The sequence below is a fragment of the Edaphocola aurantiacus genome (genome assembly GCF_019797745.1).
GTDB lineage: Bacteria > Bacteroidota > Bacteroidia > Chitinophagales > Chitinophagaceae > Edaphocola > Edaphocola aurantiacus.
In genome coordinates, this window is record NZ_VOSI01000002.1 from 808,242 (window position 1) to 823,703 (window position 15,462).

10 protein-coding genes are annotated in these 15,462 nt (G+C 44.3%); 2 read left to right on the plus strand and 8 right to left on the minus strand.

What is annotated here, in order from left to right; translation table 11 throughout:
* Window positions 1-78: 78 nt before the first annotated feature.
* Window positions 79-510, minus strand: a complete 432-nt coding sequence (gene msrB, locus FTD44_RS08050; RefSeq protein WP_246625374.1) for a peptide-methionine (R)-S-oxide reductase MsrB — start codon at window positions 508-510, stop codon at window positions 79-81.
* Between the two features lie 245 nt (window positions 511-755).
* Between msrB and dnaE the strand changes: the two genes are divergently transcribed.
* Window positions 756-4,391: a DNA polymerase III subunit alpha gene (gene dnaE, locus FTD44_RS08055; protein ID WP_222165967.1), complete on the plus strand. Its 3,636-nt coding sequence runs from the start codon at window positions 756-758 to the stop codon at window positions 4,389-4,391.
* A gap of 79 nt (window positions 4,392-4,470) precedes the next feature.
* Here dnaE and accD read toward each other — a convergent pair whose 3' ends face one another.
* Both accD and FTD44_RS08065 read right to left on the minus strand, forming a co-directional pair.
* A complete protein-coding gene (gene accD, locus FTD44_RS08060; RefSeq protein WP_129020492.1) occupies window positions 4,471-5,319 on the minus strand; it encodes an acetyl-CoA carboxylase, carboxyltransferase subunit beta in 849 nt (282 codons plus the stop codon).
* Window positions 5,320-5,385: 66 nt separating this feature from the next.
* Window positions 5,386-6,078 (minus strand): response regulator transcription factor, encoded by a 693-nt coding sequence (locus tag FTD44_RS08065; RefSeq protein ID WP_129020493.1) that lies wholly within the window; start codon window positions 6,076-6,078, stop codon window positions 5,386-5,388.
* A gap of 292 nt (window positions 6,079-6,370) precedes the next feature.
* Between FTD44_RS08065 and FTD44_RS08070 the strand changes: the two genes are divergently transcribed.
* Window positions 6,371-8,662, plus strand: coding sequence for an OmpA family protein (locus tag FTD44_RS08070; RefSeq protein ID WP_222165968.1), 2,292 nt, complete (start codon window positions 6,371-6,373; stop codon window positions 8,660-8,662).
* A gap of 88 nt (window positions 8,663-8,750) precedes the next feature.
* Here the strand turns inward: FTD44_RS08070 and ftsZ are convergent, their stop codons facing one another.
* The 5 genes from ftsZ to murG are packed head-to-tail and all read right to left on the minus strand — an operon-like array spanning window position 8,751 to window position 15,462.
* On the minus strand, window positions 8,751-10,391 hold the full coding sequence (gene ftsZ, locus FTD44_RS08075) for a cell division protein FtsZ (protein ID WP_222165969.1): 1,641 nt from the start codon (window positions 10,389-10,391) through the stop codon (window positions 8,751-8,753).
* Between the two features lie 53 nt (window positions 10,392-10,444).
* Window positions 10,445-11,902, minus strand: a complete 1,458-nt coding sequence (gene ftsA, locus FTD44_RS08080) for a cell division protein FtsA (protein WP_222165970.1) — start codon at window positions 11,900-11,902, stop codon at window positions 10,445-10,447.
* A 25-nt stretch (window positions 11,903-11,927) separates the two neighbouring features.
* Window positions 11,928-12,992, minus strand: a complete 1,065-nt coding sequence (locus FTD44_RS08085; protein ID WP_222165971.1) for a cell division protein FtsQ/DivIB — start codon at window positions 12,990-12,992, stop codon at window positions 11,928-11,930.
* A 12-nt stretch (window positions 12,993-13,004) separates the two neighbouring features.
* Window positions 13,005-14,363 carry a UDP-N-acetylmuramate--L-alanine ligase gene (gene murC / locus FTD44_RS08090; RefSeq protein ID WP_222165972.1) on the minus strand — a complete coding sequence of 453 codons (1,359 nt, stop codon included), beginning with the start codon at window positions 14,361-14,363 and terminating at the stop codon, window positions 13,005-13,007.
* 4 nt (window positions 14,364-14,367) lie between these two features.
* Window positions 14,368-15,462: an undecaprenyldiphospho-muramoylpentapeptide beta-N-acetylglucosaminyltransferase gene (murG, locus tag FTD44_RS08095; RefSeq protein ID WP_222165973.1), complete on the minus strand. Its 1,095-nt coding sequence runs from the start codon at window positions 15,460-15,462 to the stop codon at window positions 14,368-14,370.

Genomic DNA, 15,462 nt, shown 5'->3' on the forward strand with positions numbered 1-15,462 from the left:
TTATAAACAAACCTTATTAAAAAAAACTTGTGGCGCGCCCCGGGGGCCCCCGCAACTCTTTTTTATAACTAATAGCTTTTATTCTCCTGTAGGTTCGAAATCCAGGCTTACGGCATTCATACAATAACGCTTGCCTGTAGGTTCAGGGCCATCATCAAAAATGTGCCCAAGGTGGCTCTCGCAGCGGGCACAAAGTACCTCGACACGATGCATGCCATAAGTGTTATCTTCACGGTACAGCATATTGTCCTTTCTCAGGGGTTCAAAAAAGCTGGGCCATCCGCACATGCTCGTAAATTTGGCAGTGCTTTTGAATAAGGCATTACCACAAACGGCGCAATAATAATTGCCAATCGTTTCATCCTTCCACATATTTCCGGTAAATGAAGGCTCAGTAGCAGCCTGGCGGGATACGGCATAAAGGACAGGTGGTAATATACGTTTCCATTCGTCATTGGAAACATTCAGTTTGCTGGTGTCGGTTCTGGAATAATAAGGATTCTGAGACATAAATTTATCTTTTTGTGCCGGAGCGCTACAGGAGCATCCAACAATCATCAGAAGGCAGATACATATGTAATGAAGACGTAGCATGGCTCACGGAAATTGGATATATAAATGTACGACAAAATTCAGAGTACAAAAGTTAAGGGTCTTCAAAAATGGGTGTCAGACAGCCCGTTGTGTAAAAAAAAAGAACGCCTATCCCGTACAAAATTTGTTATTTTGTATGACTGAAATAGTGGCCAGAGATCATGCAATTTTCCCATTTACACAACCATACTCAATTCTCTTTACTTGATGGAGCTTCCAACATAGGAAAGCTATATAAAAAGGCACAGAAGGATAATATGCCGGCTGTTGCCATCACCGACCATGGTAATATGTTTGGTGTATTCCAGTTCGTTTCAGAAGCCTGGAAGAATACCAAAGTTGTAGGTACGGATGAGCATGGTAAAGAAATTAAAGAGCCGGTAGTGAAGCCGATTGTAGGCTGTGAATTCTACCTGGTTGCGGATCGCCATAAGAATAAATTTACCCGTGAAGAGGGTAAGGATAAGCGCTACCACCAGTTGTTCCTGGCTAAAAACGAACAGGGCTATCAGAACCTGACCAAGCTCTGCTCGCTCGGGTTTATGGAAGGAATGTACGGGAAGTATCCGCGTATCGATAAAGAATTGATATTAAAATACCATGAAGGCCTGATTGCCACTACATGTTGTATCGGTGCGGAAGTGCCGCAGGCTATCCTTTATAAAAGCGAAGAAGAGGCAGAGCAATTGTTCAGATGGTGGCTCGATCTTTTCGGAGAGGATTACTATGTAGAGCTGCAGCGTCATGATATGAAGGAGCAGGAAACAGTAAACGAAGTACTGCTGCGCTTTGCCAAAAAATATAATGTACCTGTTATTGCTTCCAATGACTCTCACTATGTAGAGCAGGAAGATTATAATGCACATGACATCCTGCTGTGTATTAATACCGGTGAGAAACAGGCTACACCAACCAATAAAGAATTTACAGACGACGGAGACTCCAAAAAAGGCACCCGCTTTGCCTTCTGGAATGACCAGTTCTTCTTTAAAAATACACAACAGATGACCTCGCTGTTTTCTGATCTGCCGCAGGCGATAGATAACACGCAGATGATCGTAGATAAGATTAAACCCTTGCAGCTGAAGCGGGATATCCTGCTGCCGCACTTTAAGGTGCCGGAAGAGTTCAACGATGATCAGGATGCATTCCTGATGCACCTGACCTGGAAAGGGGCCCATGAGCGCTATCAGGAGATTACCGCTGATATTGAAGAGCGTATCAACTTCGAGTTGTTTACCATCCGCACCATGGGTTTTGCCGGTTACTTCCTTATCGTATCCGACTTTATTAAAGCCGGTCGTGATATAGGTGTCTTTATCGGCCCGGGCCGTGGATCGGCTGCCGGATCGGCAGTAGCTTATTGTATCGGGATCACCAATATCGACCCGATCAAGTATAACCTCCTGTTTGAGCGTTTCCTTAATCCCGATCGTAAGTCCATGCCCGATATCGATACCGACTTTGATGATGAAGGTCGTCAGCGGGTAATCGACTATGTGGTAGATAAATACGGTAAAAACCAGGTGGCTCATATCGTTACTTATGGTACGATGGCGGCTAAAATGAGTATTAAAGACGTTGCCCGTGTACTGGATTATCCTCTACAGGATTCCAATGCGCTGGCCAAGCTGGTTCCGGATAAACCCGGTACCAAGTTAAGCCGTGTACTACATGCACCTATTACCAGTAAAGAAGCCAAAGACGGGGAGAAATCCCTGGATGAAAAAGAAGGTTACGGTCCGGAGGATATCGAAAATATCCTGAAGATCCGTGAACTCTATAATGGAACAGATGAAGCTTCGCGTGTATTGCATGAAGCGGAGAAGCTGGAAGGATCGGTACGGAATACCGGTATTCACGCCGCAGGTATCATCATTGCCCCGAAAGACCTTTCCGATCTGATTCCGGTGTGTACCGCAAAAGATGTAAACTTACTCATCACCCAATATGAGGGTAAAATCATTGAGGATGCCGGTGTAATCAAAATGGACTTCCTGGGTCTGAAGACCCTGTCCATTATACGAGATGCACTGGAATTGATCAAGATGAACCATGGCGTTGAGATTGAGATTGATGGCATTCCGCTGGATGATGAATTAACCTACCAGCTGTACCAGAGGGGGGATACCAATGCAACATTCCAGTTCGAGAGTCCCGGGATGCAAAAGCACCTCATCAATCTGAAACCGGATAAGTTTGGTGACCTTATTGCGATGAACGCCCTGTATCGTCCGGGCCCGCTGCAATACATCCCTAACTTTATTAAGCGTAAACACGGAGAGGAAGAGATCTCTTATGACCTTCCGGAAATGGAAGAATACCTGGCCGAGACCTATGGTATTACCGTATACCAGGAGCAGGTGATGTTGCTGTCGCAGAAACTGGGCGGCTTCTCTAAAGGGGATGCCGACGTACTGCGTAAGGCGATGGGTAAGAAGGATCGTGCTACGCTGGACAAGATGAAGGGTAAGTTCGTGGATGGTGCCATTGCCAAGGGCATGCCCGCTGACAAGCTGGATAAGATCTGGACGGACTGGGAAGCCTTTGCACAATACGCCTTCAATAAATCACACTCTACCTGTTATGCCTTCGTGGCCTTCCAGACGGCATACCTGAAAGCACACTACCCGAGTGAGTATATGGCTGCGGTGATGAACAATGCCAACAGTATTGAGAAGATCACCTTCTTTATGGAGGAGTGCCAGCGTATGGGCCTGAATGTACTGGGGCCGGATATCAATGAGTCATTGAACGGTTTCTCCGTAAACAAAGACGGGGTAATCCGCTTCGGATTGGGCGCATTGAAAGGTGTGGGTGAAGCTGCGGTAGTAGATGTTATTGATGAGCGTAAAAAGAACGGACCATACGAGAGTATATTTGACCTGATCACGCGTGTGAATCAGCGTACCGTAAATAAAAAATCGCTGGAGAGCCTGGCCTATGGAGGAGCCTTTGACAGCTTCTCTAATATGCATCGCGCCCAGTATTTCCACCAGATGATGGATGGTGAGACCTTCCTGTCTAAGATCATTAAGTTCGGGCAACAGGTACAGGCAGATGCCTCTATGACAACAAGCAGCCTCTTTGGTGATATGGAAATGCCGGTGGTAAAACACCCTGATATTCCTAAACTGGAACCCTGGCCGCTTTCAGAGCGCCTGGCATTTGAGAAAGAGGTAATCGGTATCTACCTGAGCGGACACCCCCTGGATAACTATCGCTTTGAAATGAAACATTACCAGGTTACGCCACTGGCCGATCTGGAAGATCTTGTAGACAAGCAGGTAAGGGTAATGGGCTTTATGAGCGATCCTAAACACCTGCTGACGAAAAAGGGAGATAAGTACGGAAGATTTATACTTAATGATTACAGCGGCTTTAAAGAGATTATACTCTGGAGAGAAGATTACGTGAAGTTTGGCAACTACCTGTCCGAAGACCAGAAGATAATGGTCATCGGGCGCTACCAGGAGCAACGCTTCCGTCCGGGTACATTTGAGTTTAAAATCTCAGAAGTAATGCTGATGAGTGATGTGCGTAAACGCTTTACCAAAGCACTGCGTATTCGCTGCCCATTAGAACGCATTAATGCCGACTTTGTACAATACCTGTATGATAATTATGCCCACCAGAGTGGAGATTGCGAGCTGGAAATAATGGTTGTGAGTGAGCAGAGTGAAATCAAGCTGAAATCAAACGGCGCAAAAAGTGTATTGCTTACAGATACCCTGGTCAATCACCTGGAAGAAATGAAAGAACAGAATGTACTGGATTATAAAATTGTTTGTAACTAAACAGTATAGAGCACATAAAAAAGAGCAGCGTATCAAATTTGATACGCTGCTCTTTTTTATGTTTAACTACAGTAATTAATTATTTAGTTCCGAACCATTCGATAGTATCGGTCAGTTTTTGTTTCAGGTCATGACGATCTACGATGAAATCCAGGAAACCGTGTTCTACCAGGAACTCAGAACGCTGGAAGCCTGCAGGCAGATCTTTACGGATTGTTTCCTTAATAATACGCGGACCGGCAAATCCAATCAGTGCTTTAGGCTCTGCAATATTAATATCGCCCAGCATCGCAAATGATGCGGTAACACCACCTGTGGTAGGATCGGTCAGTAATGAGATATAAGGCAGTTTTGCATTAGCCAGCTGAGTCAGCTTCGCAGATGTTTTAGCCATCTGCATCAGGGAGAATGCACTTTCCATCATACGTGCACCACCAGATTTACTGATGATCATGAAGGCGTGCTTGTGTTTGATTGCGTAATCAATAGCACGGGAAATCTTCTCTCCTACAACAGAACCCATAGAACCACCGATGAAGTTGAAGTTCATACAAGCGATTACCAGTTTTTTACCGTTTACATCACCTACACCTACAGTCATAGCATCTTTCAGGCCAGTCTGTCTTTGTGCAGCACTCAATCTTGCAGAATAAGGCTTCACATCCTCAAACTGTAAGAAGTCTTTTGGTGCGATGTTGGCAAACAGTTCTTCAAATTTTCCGTCATCAAAAAGAATATCGAAATATTGAGGAGCATTTATTCTGTTATGAAACTGACACTTAGGGCATACAAACAGATTCTCTACCAGAACGTCGGTGGTATATGTTTCTTTACAGGAAGAACATTTATGCCATAAGCCGTCCGGTACTTCTTTTTTCTCTTTAGTATCTGTCGAAATACCTTTTGTAATTCTTTTAAACCAAGTCATATGATATCAGTATTCTGAACAATTAAAAATTTGGCCTGCAAAGATAGGAGTTTCTGCAATGGTAACCTATTTATCAAAAACTAATTTAAAACCAACACCATGCATGGTTTGCAACTCTACTCCTTCAATGCCTTTGATGTACTTTCTTACCTTAGTCATAAACACATCCATACTTCTGCCCAGGAAATAATCGTCTTTCCCCCATACATTCATCAGGATGTCCTCACGCTTCAGTACCATGTTTTTGTTTTGTACCAGGTACTTAAACAGATCAGCTTCCTTTTGTGTTAATTGCTGAGCATGCCCCTGGTTTACCAGCAACAGGTTTTCGTAATCGAAAGAACTGTTCGCGGCAAGGCCTACTATAGCGTCCATCGGTTTTTCATCCTTAGAACGTTTCAGGAATACCTCTATACGCAGCAACAGCTCTTCCATATTGAAAGGCTTTACAATATAGTCATCTCCTCCCGCTTTAAAACCGGCAATCTTATCTTCGTCCAGATTTTTGGCAGTAAGAAACAGTATCGGAATTTTATCGTTTTTCTGTCTGATCAGGCTGGCCAGCGCCATACCATCTTTTTTAGGCAGCATAACATCCAGCAGACAGATATCTACATTCTGGCGCATAAAAGTTTGCCAGCCATTCTCCCCATCGCTACACAGTAATACTTCATAACCGCTATCCTCAAGATTGTCCTTTACCACAAAGCCTAATGATGCATCGTCTTCAACCAATAAAATCTTCGCTTTTGCACTCATACTTATAATTGAAAATGTTTGTAGCAAATTTAATTAAAAATAATATTGATTGAGTTTTTTACCGGTCTTATTATAATAAGCTTTGAGAGTAATGTTTAACGTTTCTGTAAGTAAATATTCTTCACTTTGTTATGTATTATGATATATCTATTTTATTTTAGTATTGTGTAGCATGACCATGCAATACTTTTGTATTGTTTTTAGTTTGTTTTTTGGCGGGTATAGATGCTCAAATTAATTTGCAGGCGTATTATATAATATACACTTACCATTCATTTAAAAACTAACAATTATGATGAAAAAATGTACACTTACCTTGCTGGCATTGGCTGCGCTGACGCCAACACTAACAGCCCAGCACTACCTGGGTGTAGCCACAGGCAACTACCTTCCTACAAAATCTGTATTTCTGAACCCTGCTTTGCTCAGCGACTCCAGGGTAAAATGGTCCATTGATGTGATATCTGTTAATGGCGGTATTGATCAGAATTACGGCACTATTAACTCCTCAAACATCTTCAACAAATTGCTGAATGATGACAAAAATTATAATATCGGAGATATCGTTACTAAGGGTGACCGGCAGAAATTTGATATCAACGGCCCACTGGTGAGTGTGAATGTACTCAACATTTATGCAAGCTTTAAAGACAAGCATAATTTCGCACTGACCAACCGCGTACGTTTTGCCAATCAACTGAGAGATTATAACAGTGCATTTTTCAACACCATATTTTCCAGCAATAATGGAAATATAGCCGTGAATGCACAAAACATGAACTTCAATATCAACGCCTGGACGGAAACCGGCCTGAGCTATGCTACCAACCTGTTTACCAAGCCTACCAGCTCCCTTTCACTGGGTGTTAGCCTGCGTTACCTTTCCGGTATTGGTTATGGCGGTAACAGTATACAGTCTATAGTAGGTAACTATAATGAATCCAATAAGACCATTACGGTGCAGAGCATGAGCCTTAATGCATCTACCAACCTGTACAATTCCAATATCCTTAACGGCAATTTTAATGACCTGTTCAATTCCATGTTCAGTGGCAAGTCTTCAGGTATTGGCGGGGATATCGGTCTGGTATACCAGTGGGCTCCGGATGCAGCCAAGTATACTTATGAAATGGATGGAAGCCCTAACCGCAGAAATCCGGAAAAAGATATTTACAAACTGCGCTTCTCCGCATCTGTAATCGATATTGGTGCCATTGCTTATAAGGATTCCCGTAACTATGGTGTTTCGGGTATAGGTACCCTTAATGTAGATAGCCTTGGCGATAAGTTCAATAATTATGATGAACTGAAAAGCTATATGGCTTCAAGAGGGTTTACGGTAAATGATGGAGCAGCAACCAGGACACGCATCAATATGCCGACTAGTCTGGTGCTGGGTGCCGACTGGAATATTAAAAACGGCTTCTATGCCAATGCGACGTTTATTGGTTCCCTGATGAAGCCCGCTTATGATAATTACAGCCCTTATAACTTTTCGCAGTTGACCATAACCCCGAGATATGAAAATAAGATCTTAACGGTAGGCTTGCCGCTGACTTATAATTTCACTTCAGAGAGTATGAAAGCCGGTTTGGGCATTCGGGTGAGCGGACTGTATTTCGGTACGGATGATGGTTTGGCACTGCTGGGTGGCAACTCTGCAAAAGGAGCGAATTTCTATTTCGGACTGCAGGTTCCATTCCATAAGAAAAAACTGAAAGACAGCGATGGCGATAAAGTGTCCAACAAACTGGATAAATGTCCGGGAGAAGCCGGCATCTGGGCCAATATGGGTTGTAAACCTACCGACCGCGATAACGATGGTGTGGTAGATTCTGTAGATAAATGTCCTGATGTAGCGGGTCTGGCCAATACTCAAGGCTGTCCCGATGCTGATCTTGATGGTATTGCCGATGGTGAGGATTTATGTCCGAATGAAGCGGGTACCGTAGCCACAAATGGTTGCCCTGACCGTGATGGTGATGGTATTGCAGATAAAGACGACAAATGTCCTGATATAGCTGGTCTGGCACAGTTCCAGGGATGTAGCGATACAGATGGAGATGGTATTGCAGACTGGGAAGATAAATGTCCTAATAATGCAGGTCCGATAGCACAACAGGGTTGTCCGGATAGCGATAATGATGGTATAGCAGACCACCTGGATAAATGTCCTACAGTACCGGGAACTGTAAATAACCACGGATGTCCTGAGATACGTGCTGAGGTTAAAAAACGCCTGGCCTTCGCTGCTACAGCAATCCAGTTCGAAACCGGTAAGGCGGTGATTAAGAAAACATCTTACAAACTGCTGGATGAGATCGTTTCGATACTGAACGAGTACACGGATTATAATATGACCATTGATGGCCATACGGATAATGTAGGTACTGCAGAACGTAACCTGGAGCTGTCTAAACAACGTGCTGCTGCGGTTAAAGAATACTTTGTATCCAAAGGTATTGCCGAAGGCAGACTGTCTACCAATGGCTACGGATTGGAAAAACCAAAAGCAAGTAATAAAACAGCTGCAGGACGTGCACAGAACAGACGTGTAGAAATGGACCTGAAACTGGCTGATTAATACAATTATACAAGTTCTTAAAAACGATAAAAGCCCCGGATATTCCGGGGCTTTTATCGTTTTGTTTTAGTTAGAGAAAGGGTAGTAATTAATCTGGCTTATTACCGTCCAGGAAAGTATTGATGGTGCTGATGTTACCATTGCCACGCTCATCTACACGATAAGAAGATAAGAATGGTTTTGAGGATTCATCAATCGTCTCGTCTGTATTGCTGTTGCGGCGCATATATGCAGGTACATTCTCAATTTCCTCAGCATTATTGCCATGAAAGTTAAAGCTCATTCTTCTCAGGCGTTCTGCTCTTTCTTCCAGTATTTTCTTTTGCTCTTCAAAACGGTTGCGCTCTTCCATCTCATCAGGAGTCAGGTAGCGATCACCCATTTTTACACGGCTGTCAGCAGAAGGCTGAGCAGGTTGCGGCTGATATTGCGGCTGCGGAGCAGGAATCTCCTGGTTGCTTACTGTAGTAATGGCCTGTGGTACATAATCTACAGATTCTTCCGCCATTTTATTCGGAAGTTCCAGTTCAAAAGTATGAATCTGTTGCTCCGGAGCCGGTGGTGCTGTTGGTGCAGCAGGCATATCCTCTTGTACCAGGCGCGGAGCCATAGGATCAACTGCCGGAGCAGGAGGTGCTACAGGAGTTGGTTCCGGGGCAATGGTCGCTACCGGGCTTGGTTCCGGCTGCAGGTTCATGATTACTTTTTCAGGCTCAGCTGCTTTTTGTTGCTTGGCAAGCTGGGCCATATTATCTTTAATTTCATTCTGGTGAAATCCGGTTGCAATAATGGTTACAGCGATCTCATCACCCAGGCTTGGGTCATGACCCATACCTAAGATAATATCACAGTTATTACCAGCCTGATCCTGAACATATCCCTGGATGATATCCAGTTCGTCCAGTGTATGCTCATTCTCACCTTGAGAAGAAGTTACATTCAGCAGGATCCATTTAGCTCCGGAGATGTCATCATCATTCAACAGAGGAGAGTTTAATGCTTCGGTTACCGCAGTGTAAGCTCGGCTTTCACCGCTTGCCTGTGCACTACCCAGAATGGCTACACCGCCATTTTTCATAACGGTTTGCACATCGTTAAAGTCAAGGTTTACACGACCGTCTACAGTGATCAGGTCTGTAATACACTTAGCAGCAGTAGCCAGGATATTATCCGCTTTTGCAAAGGCCTGAGTAAACGGCAGGTTGCCGAACTGCTGGCGCAGCTTGTCATTAGAGATGATCAGGATAGTGTCCACATGTTCTCTCATCGAAGCGATACCGTTCTGAGCCTGGTTCAGACGCTTACGACCCTCGTAAGTGAAAGGCGTTGTCACGATACCTACGGTAAGGATACCCAGGTCACGACACGTCTTTGCAATTACAGGAGCCCCACCGGTACCTGTACCACCACCCATGCCGGCAGTAATAAATGCCATGCGCGTATTTACACTCAGGATTTTAGAGATCTCATCTATAGACTCTTCACCTGCTTGCTTGCCGATTTCAGGATTTGCACCTGCACCAAGTCCCTGTGTCAGGTGTGGCCCCAACTGGATCTTGTTTGGAATCGGGCTTTGCGCCAATGCCTGTGAGTCGGTATTACATACGATAAAATCTACGCCTTCTATTCCAAGAGTGTACATGGAATTCACCGCATTTCCGCCGCCTCCGCCTACACCAATCACCTTGATGATGGAGGACTGATTTTTTGGAATTTCAAAATGTATCATAATAGATTTTTTTAATGGGGGTTAAGTAAAGTTGCTCTTTATACTACGATGGGTTAATTTAATTGTTGATCTTCATTTTCACTAAACAGCTCTTTGATGCTGTTTTTCAGCGTTCCGAAAATAGAAGCAACGCGTTGCGATACTTTTATTCCCGGGTTTTCTTTAGCTTCTTTAGGCTCTTGCAGCAGATCATCTTCCGCCTCAAATGCTTCTTCTGAAACAATATTATTTGCAGCTTGTCTGGCTACAGGATCCTGTGGTACCGGTGCCGCTGGTGCTTCTGGTTGTACGGGCAGTTCAGTGTTCTTTTGTCTGATCACATGAGTAGTACTGTTGCTCTTTTCCAGATCCAGGTATCCTTTCAGGATAAGGCCGATACAGGTTGAGTACATAGGGTTGTTCAATACCTCATCATAACCACCGGATAGGTGTTCGGTAGGATAACCGATACGGGTATTCAGACCGGTTTTGAACTCCGTCAGTTGTTTCAGGTGTTTCAGGCTGCTACCACCACCAGTCAGGATAATACCGCCATGCAGTTTCTTATCCAGATCGTGTTGCTTCAGGTGATATACAACATACTCCAGAATCTCTTCCATTCTTGCCTGGATAATGTTAGACAAGGTTTTGGTAGAAAGATTTCTTGCAGGAAGTCCTTTCAGACCCGGAATAGAAATATATTGGTTACCGCTGGCCTCTTCAGCAATGGCAGAACCGAATTGTACTTTCAGTTGCTCCGCCTGTGCCTTCAATACGCCCAGTCCGTTTTTAATATCATTCGTGATATTGGTACCGGCAAAAGGGATTACTGCAGTATGTTGCAGAATACCATCTACAAACACCGCCATATCCGTAGTACCACCACCGATATCTACTATCGCTACACCCGCTTCCAGGTCATCATCAGCCAGTACAGCCGATGCTGATGCCAGTGGTTGCAGTACCAGGTCTTTAGTATACAGATCTGCGCTTTCTACGCAACGCTGTATATTTTTGATCGCTGTTTTATCACCGGTAATGATATGGAAGTTGGCACCGAATTTAGTACCGTTCATACCGATTACAGAGCGTTCCGGGATATTGGTAATATTGTCTACAGAGAATTCTGTAGGAATAATATCAATGACCTCGTCGCCTGCAGGGATATGCGTTTTACGCTGGTCGCTCATCAGCATTTCAATCTCTTCTTTAGTGATAATCTGTTCAGAAGAAATACGTACCCTGTCACCGCGTGAAGGAATACTTTTAATATGCTGACCTGCGATGCCTACATAAACATTATGTATATCCAGGTTAGGATTATTTTCATGCAGATTGTCGATTGCTTTCTTAATCGATGTGATACACTGATCCAGGTTCAGCACCACACCGTGACTCACGCCGTTTGACTCTGCTCTGCCGAATCCTATAATCTCGATTTTCCCAAAGTCGTTCTTTCTGCCTGCAATCGCTACGACTTTGGTGGTACCAATGTCCAGGCCTACAATGATGGGGTTCTCATTCTTATTCATATCACAAAGATTTTTTTATGCTAAACTATTTTTTATTATTAGGTTTATTTTTTTCGTTGGTATACTCGTACTTAGGTTTCGATGTGGTCGTCTTCGCACTTGGTTTAGTCAATGGTTTTACCGCTTTTGGCTTTTCCGGAGCGGATTTCTTTACGGCTGCAGTTACAACTGGTTTCGCTGCTGCTTTTACAGGTGCAGGTTTGACCGGTTCCGGTTTCACTACGGGCTTTACTGCATCCGTGTGGTCTGCAGGAGCAGTAACCGGTTCTGCAATAGCTACCGAATTGGTATCTTTAGGTGGTACCCATCCAAATGTAGGACTGGCGACAACCTGGTTTCTGTAACGTATATCCAGGACTTCATATTTATTCCATCCTATCTTATTCGACACTTCACGGTAGAATGAATACAGGTTCTTCAGTTTATCCGCTACACGTGCAGTATCTCCTATTATAATCTTCTGTTTGCCTATAGTGGTGTATGCATTGAAGTGATGTTCATTCACCACATCCAGCTGTGTAATCTGGCTGTTCCAGAAGCTGTCTGCTTTCAGTACCTCACTCATGTACACAATTTTCTTTTTCATGCCGGCATAAATACTGTCATTTGCAGCATGCGGCACATTGGTGAAAACCGTTACAGGATATGCATATCGTTCGCTCAATGGCATTTCAAAACCCGCAGAATCGATATAGAAACTACGCCCTTCGCGGGTAAATAATCTCGCTACCGGTAAACGTTGCGTTACTTCTATATTCAGCTTGCTGTTATTGTCCACATATACTTCAGCACTTTTTACCCAAGGGTTCTGTTCCGCCAGTTCTTCTATATGGTTCAGGTCCAGGTCGGCAATGCTCTTGTTGAGAATATTGATATTCGTATTCGTTACAAAAAGCTTTTCTACATCCTTTTCCAGTAAAAAATTTTCTTCTTCGCCCTGGTTCTGGAGGGTGACCTTAACCCCTTCAATTTTACGCTCCGCCTGCTTCTTCGTCGCGGCAAACAATACGCATGAGAAAGTAATCAACACCAGTGATCCCACGATGAAGCGCTTTACTTTTCTTGCCGATATTTTTTTACCTGTTGACATGTATGCTTATAACTATTTCTCTGATAATATTTTTCCTATAGGGGCTACCAGTTTATCGATATCACCTGCACCGGCTGTTATAAACAAGTCCAGCGGAGCATTAGTTACATAAGATAATAATCCTTCCTTGCTCAGTATAGTGACATTAGGATTGCCCATTTTACTTTTAATCATTGCTGCATCCACACCCTCGATTGGTAATTCTCTCGCCGGGTAAATATCCAGCAGGATAATCTCATCAGCCATGTCCAGTGCATGCGCAAATTCTGTAGCGAAATCGCGAGTACGGGTGAACAGGTGCGGCTGGAAAGCGATTACGATTCTGCGTTTAGAGAACAGCGTTTTAGCACTTTTAATCAATGCGGCCAGCTCTTCCGGGTGATGTGCGTAGTCGTCTATATAAACAATCTTATCATTCTTAACTATATATTCAAAACGACGTTTAACTCCTTTGAAATTAGCTACAGCACTTTTGATCGCTTCATCCTCAATTTCCAGTTGCTTGGCAACCGCGATAGCCGCGATACAGTTCTCTACATTATGCATACCACCGATATTCAGATGTACATCAGTCAGGAAAATGCCATTTCCTTTTACATCGAAAATGTAACTGCCGTTTTTCATCTGGATGTTATCAGCATAGGCATCTGCACCAGTATTCTGTAAGCTATAGCTCTTTTTATGTGCCCCTTTTAACTGAGCACCTTGCTTCAAACCATGTTTTTTGATCAGGGTACCGTTCGGTTTAATGTTGGCAGTATATTGGATATACGCTTCCTGCACCGCTTCCGGGGTGCCGTATATGTCCAGGTGATCAGCATCCATAGCCGTCAGTACCGCTACATCTGGTTTCAGCTTCAGGAAGCTGCGGTCATATTCGTCTGCTTCTATCACTGCTACTGCATTGTCGGAGCTCCAGTAGTTAGTATTATAGTTTACGGAAATACCGCCCAGAAATGCATTACAGCCATAACCGGTATCTCTCAGTATGTGACCAATCATGGTGCTGATTGTCGTTTTACCATGGGTACCTGCAACTGTGATCGCAAACATAGATTCTGTGATCCATTGCAATGCATCAGAGCGCTTGTACACAGGGTAATTATTAGCGCGGTACCAGTTCAGGATTACATTATCCTGCGGTATGGCCGGTGTATAGATCACGACATCTACCTCTTTCTTCAGTTCTGTCTCTGCATCAGTATAAGTCACACCAATCTCTTCCTGCACCAGCTGACGGGTAAGATCGGTTTCTGTTTTATCATAACCGTTTACCTCCACGCCTCTCTGCTTGAAGAAGCGGGCCAGTGCACTCATGCCTATGCCACCTATACCTACAAAATATACTTTCTTTATTGAGTCGATGTTCATGATCTTAGTTTTTTTGATTTACTATATCTATCACAATCCGGGCAATGCGTTCGTCAGCATCTTTGATCGCTTCCTCTTTCAGGTTGCGGTGCATCTGTTGCTGCAGTGCTTCGTTGTTTAAGAGCTGTAACAAGGTTCCCGCCAGTTGCAGTTGGGCCTCATCGTTTTTAATCATCAGGGCTGCATCTTTCCGGGTCAGGGAAAGGGCATTGCTGGTCTGATGATCCTCAGCCGCAAACGGATAAGGGACAAAGATTACCGGTTTGGCCACAATGCAGAGTTCTGCGATAGCTAATGCACCTGCACGGGATATCACCATATCTGCTGCGGCGTATGCCTGTTCCATCTGGCGGATGAAGGCATGTACCTTCACCTGCGGATAATCGGCTGCTGCTTGCTGTGCCTCGGCATAGAACGGCTCTCCCGTCTGCCAGATGATCTGCAAGCCTGCGCTGGTCAGTAATTCCAGATTGGCAGCAATAGCTTCATTAATAGCTTTCGCCCCCAGGCTACCACCTACAATCAGCAATGTCTTTTGATGCTCGTTCAGTTCGAAGAAGCGCTTTGCCTCAACCGGATCTATATTGGCTTGTGCAATGCTGGCCCGTACCGGGTTTCCGGTCTTGATGATGGCATCCTTCGGAAAGAACTGTTCCATCTGGTCATAAGCCACACAAATGGCCTTTGCCTTTTTGCCTAATATCTTATTGCTCTTCCCGGCAAAGGAGTTCTGCTCCTGGATCAGTGTCGGGATACCTGCTGCCTGTGCTGCATTCAGCATAGGAAAACTGGCAAAACCACCTACACCGATCACGATGTCCGGGTTAAACGTTTTAATCAGTTCATTAGCCTTGCGGCGGCTCTTCCATAACTTGAACGGAAGTGATAAATTTTTAAGCCAGTTGCTTCTGTTGAGCCCGGCAATATCCAGTCCTACAATTTTATATCCGGCCTGCGGCACCTTCTCCATCTCCATCTTGCCCTTTGCGCCTACAAACAAAACTTCCGTATCGGGACGTAAGCGCTGCAAAGCATTAGCAATTGCTACTGCCGGAAAGATATGTCCTCCTGTGCCTCCACCTGCAATGATTACTTTCAT

Bases quoted from the DNA above. Each gene is read 5' to 3' on its own strand.
- msrB (WP_246625374.1), bottom strand. From the start codon at position 510: ATGTCTCAGAATCCTTATTATTCCAGAACCGACACCAGCAAACTGAAT.
- dnaE (WP_222165967.1), top strand. From the start codon at position 756: ATGCAATTTTCCCATTTACACAACCATACTCAATTCTCTTTACTTGAT.
- accD (WP_129020492.1), bottom strand. From the start codon at position 5,319: ATGACTTGGTTTAAAAGAATTACAAAAGGTATTTCGACAGATACTAAA.
- FTD44_RS08065 (WP_129020493.1), bottom strand. From the start codon at position 6,078: ATGAGTGCAAAAGCGAAGATTTTATTGGTTGAAGACGATGCATCATTA.
- FTD44_RS08070 (WP_222165968.1), top strand. From the start codon at position 6,371: ATGATGAAAAAATGTACACTTACCTTGCTGGCATTGGCTGCGCTGACG.
- ftsZ (WP_222165969.1), bottom strand. From the start codon at position 10,391: ATGATACATTTTGAAATTCCAAAAAATCAGTCCTCCATCATCAAGGTG.
- ftsA (WP_222165970.1), bottom strand. From the start codon at position 11,902: ATGAATAAGAATGAGAACCCCATCATTGTAGGCCTGGACATTGGTACC.
- FTD44_RS08085 (WP_222165971.1), bottom strand. From the start codon at position 12,992: ATGTCAACAGGTAAAAAAATATCGGCAAGAAAAGTAAAGCGCTTCATC.
- murC (WP_222165972.1), bottom strand. From the start codon at position 14,363: ATGAACATCGACTCAATAAAGAAAGTATATTTTGTAGGTATAGGTGGC.
- murG (WP_222165973.1), bottom strand. From the start codon at position 15,462: ATGAAAGTAATCATTGCAGGTGGAGGCACAGGAGGACATATCTTTCCG.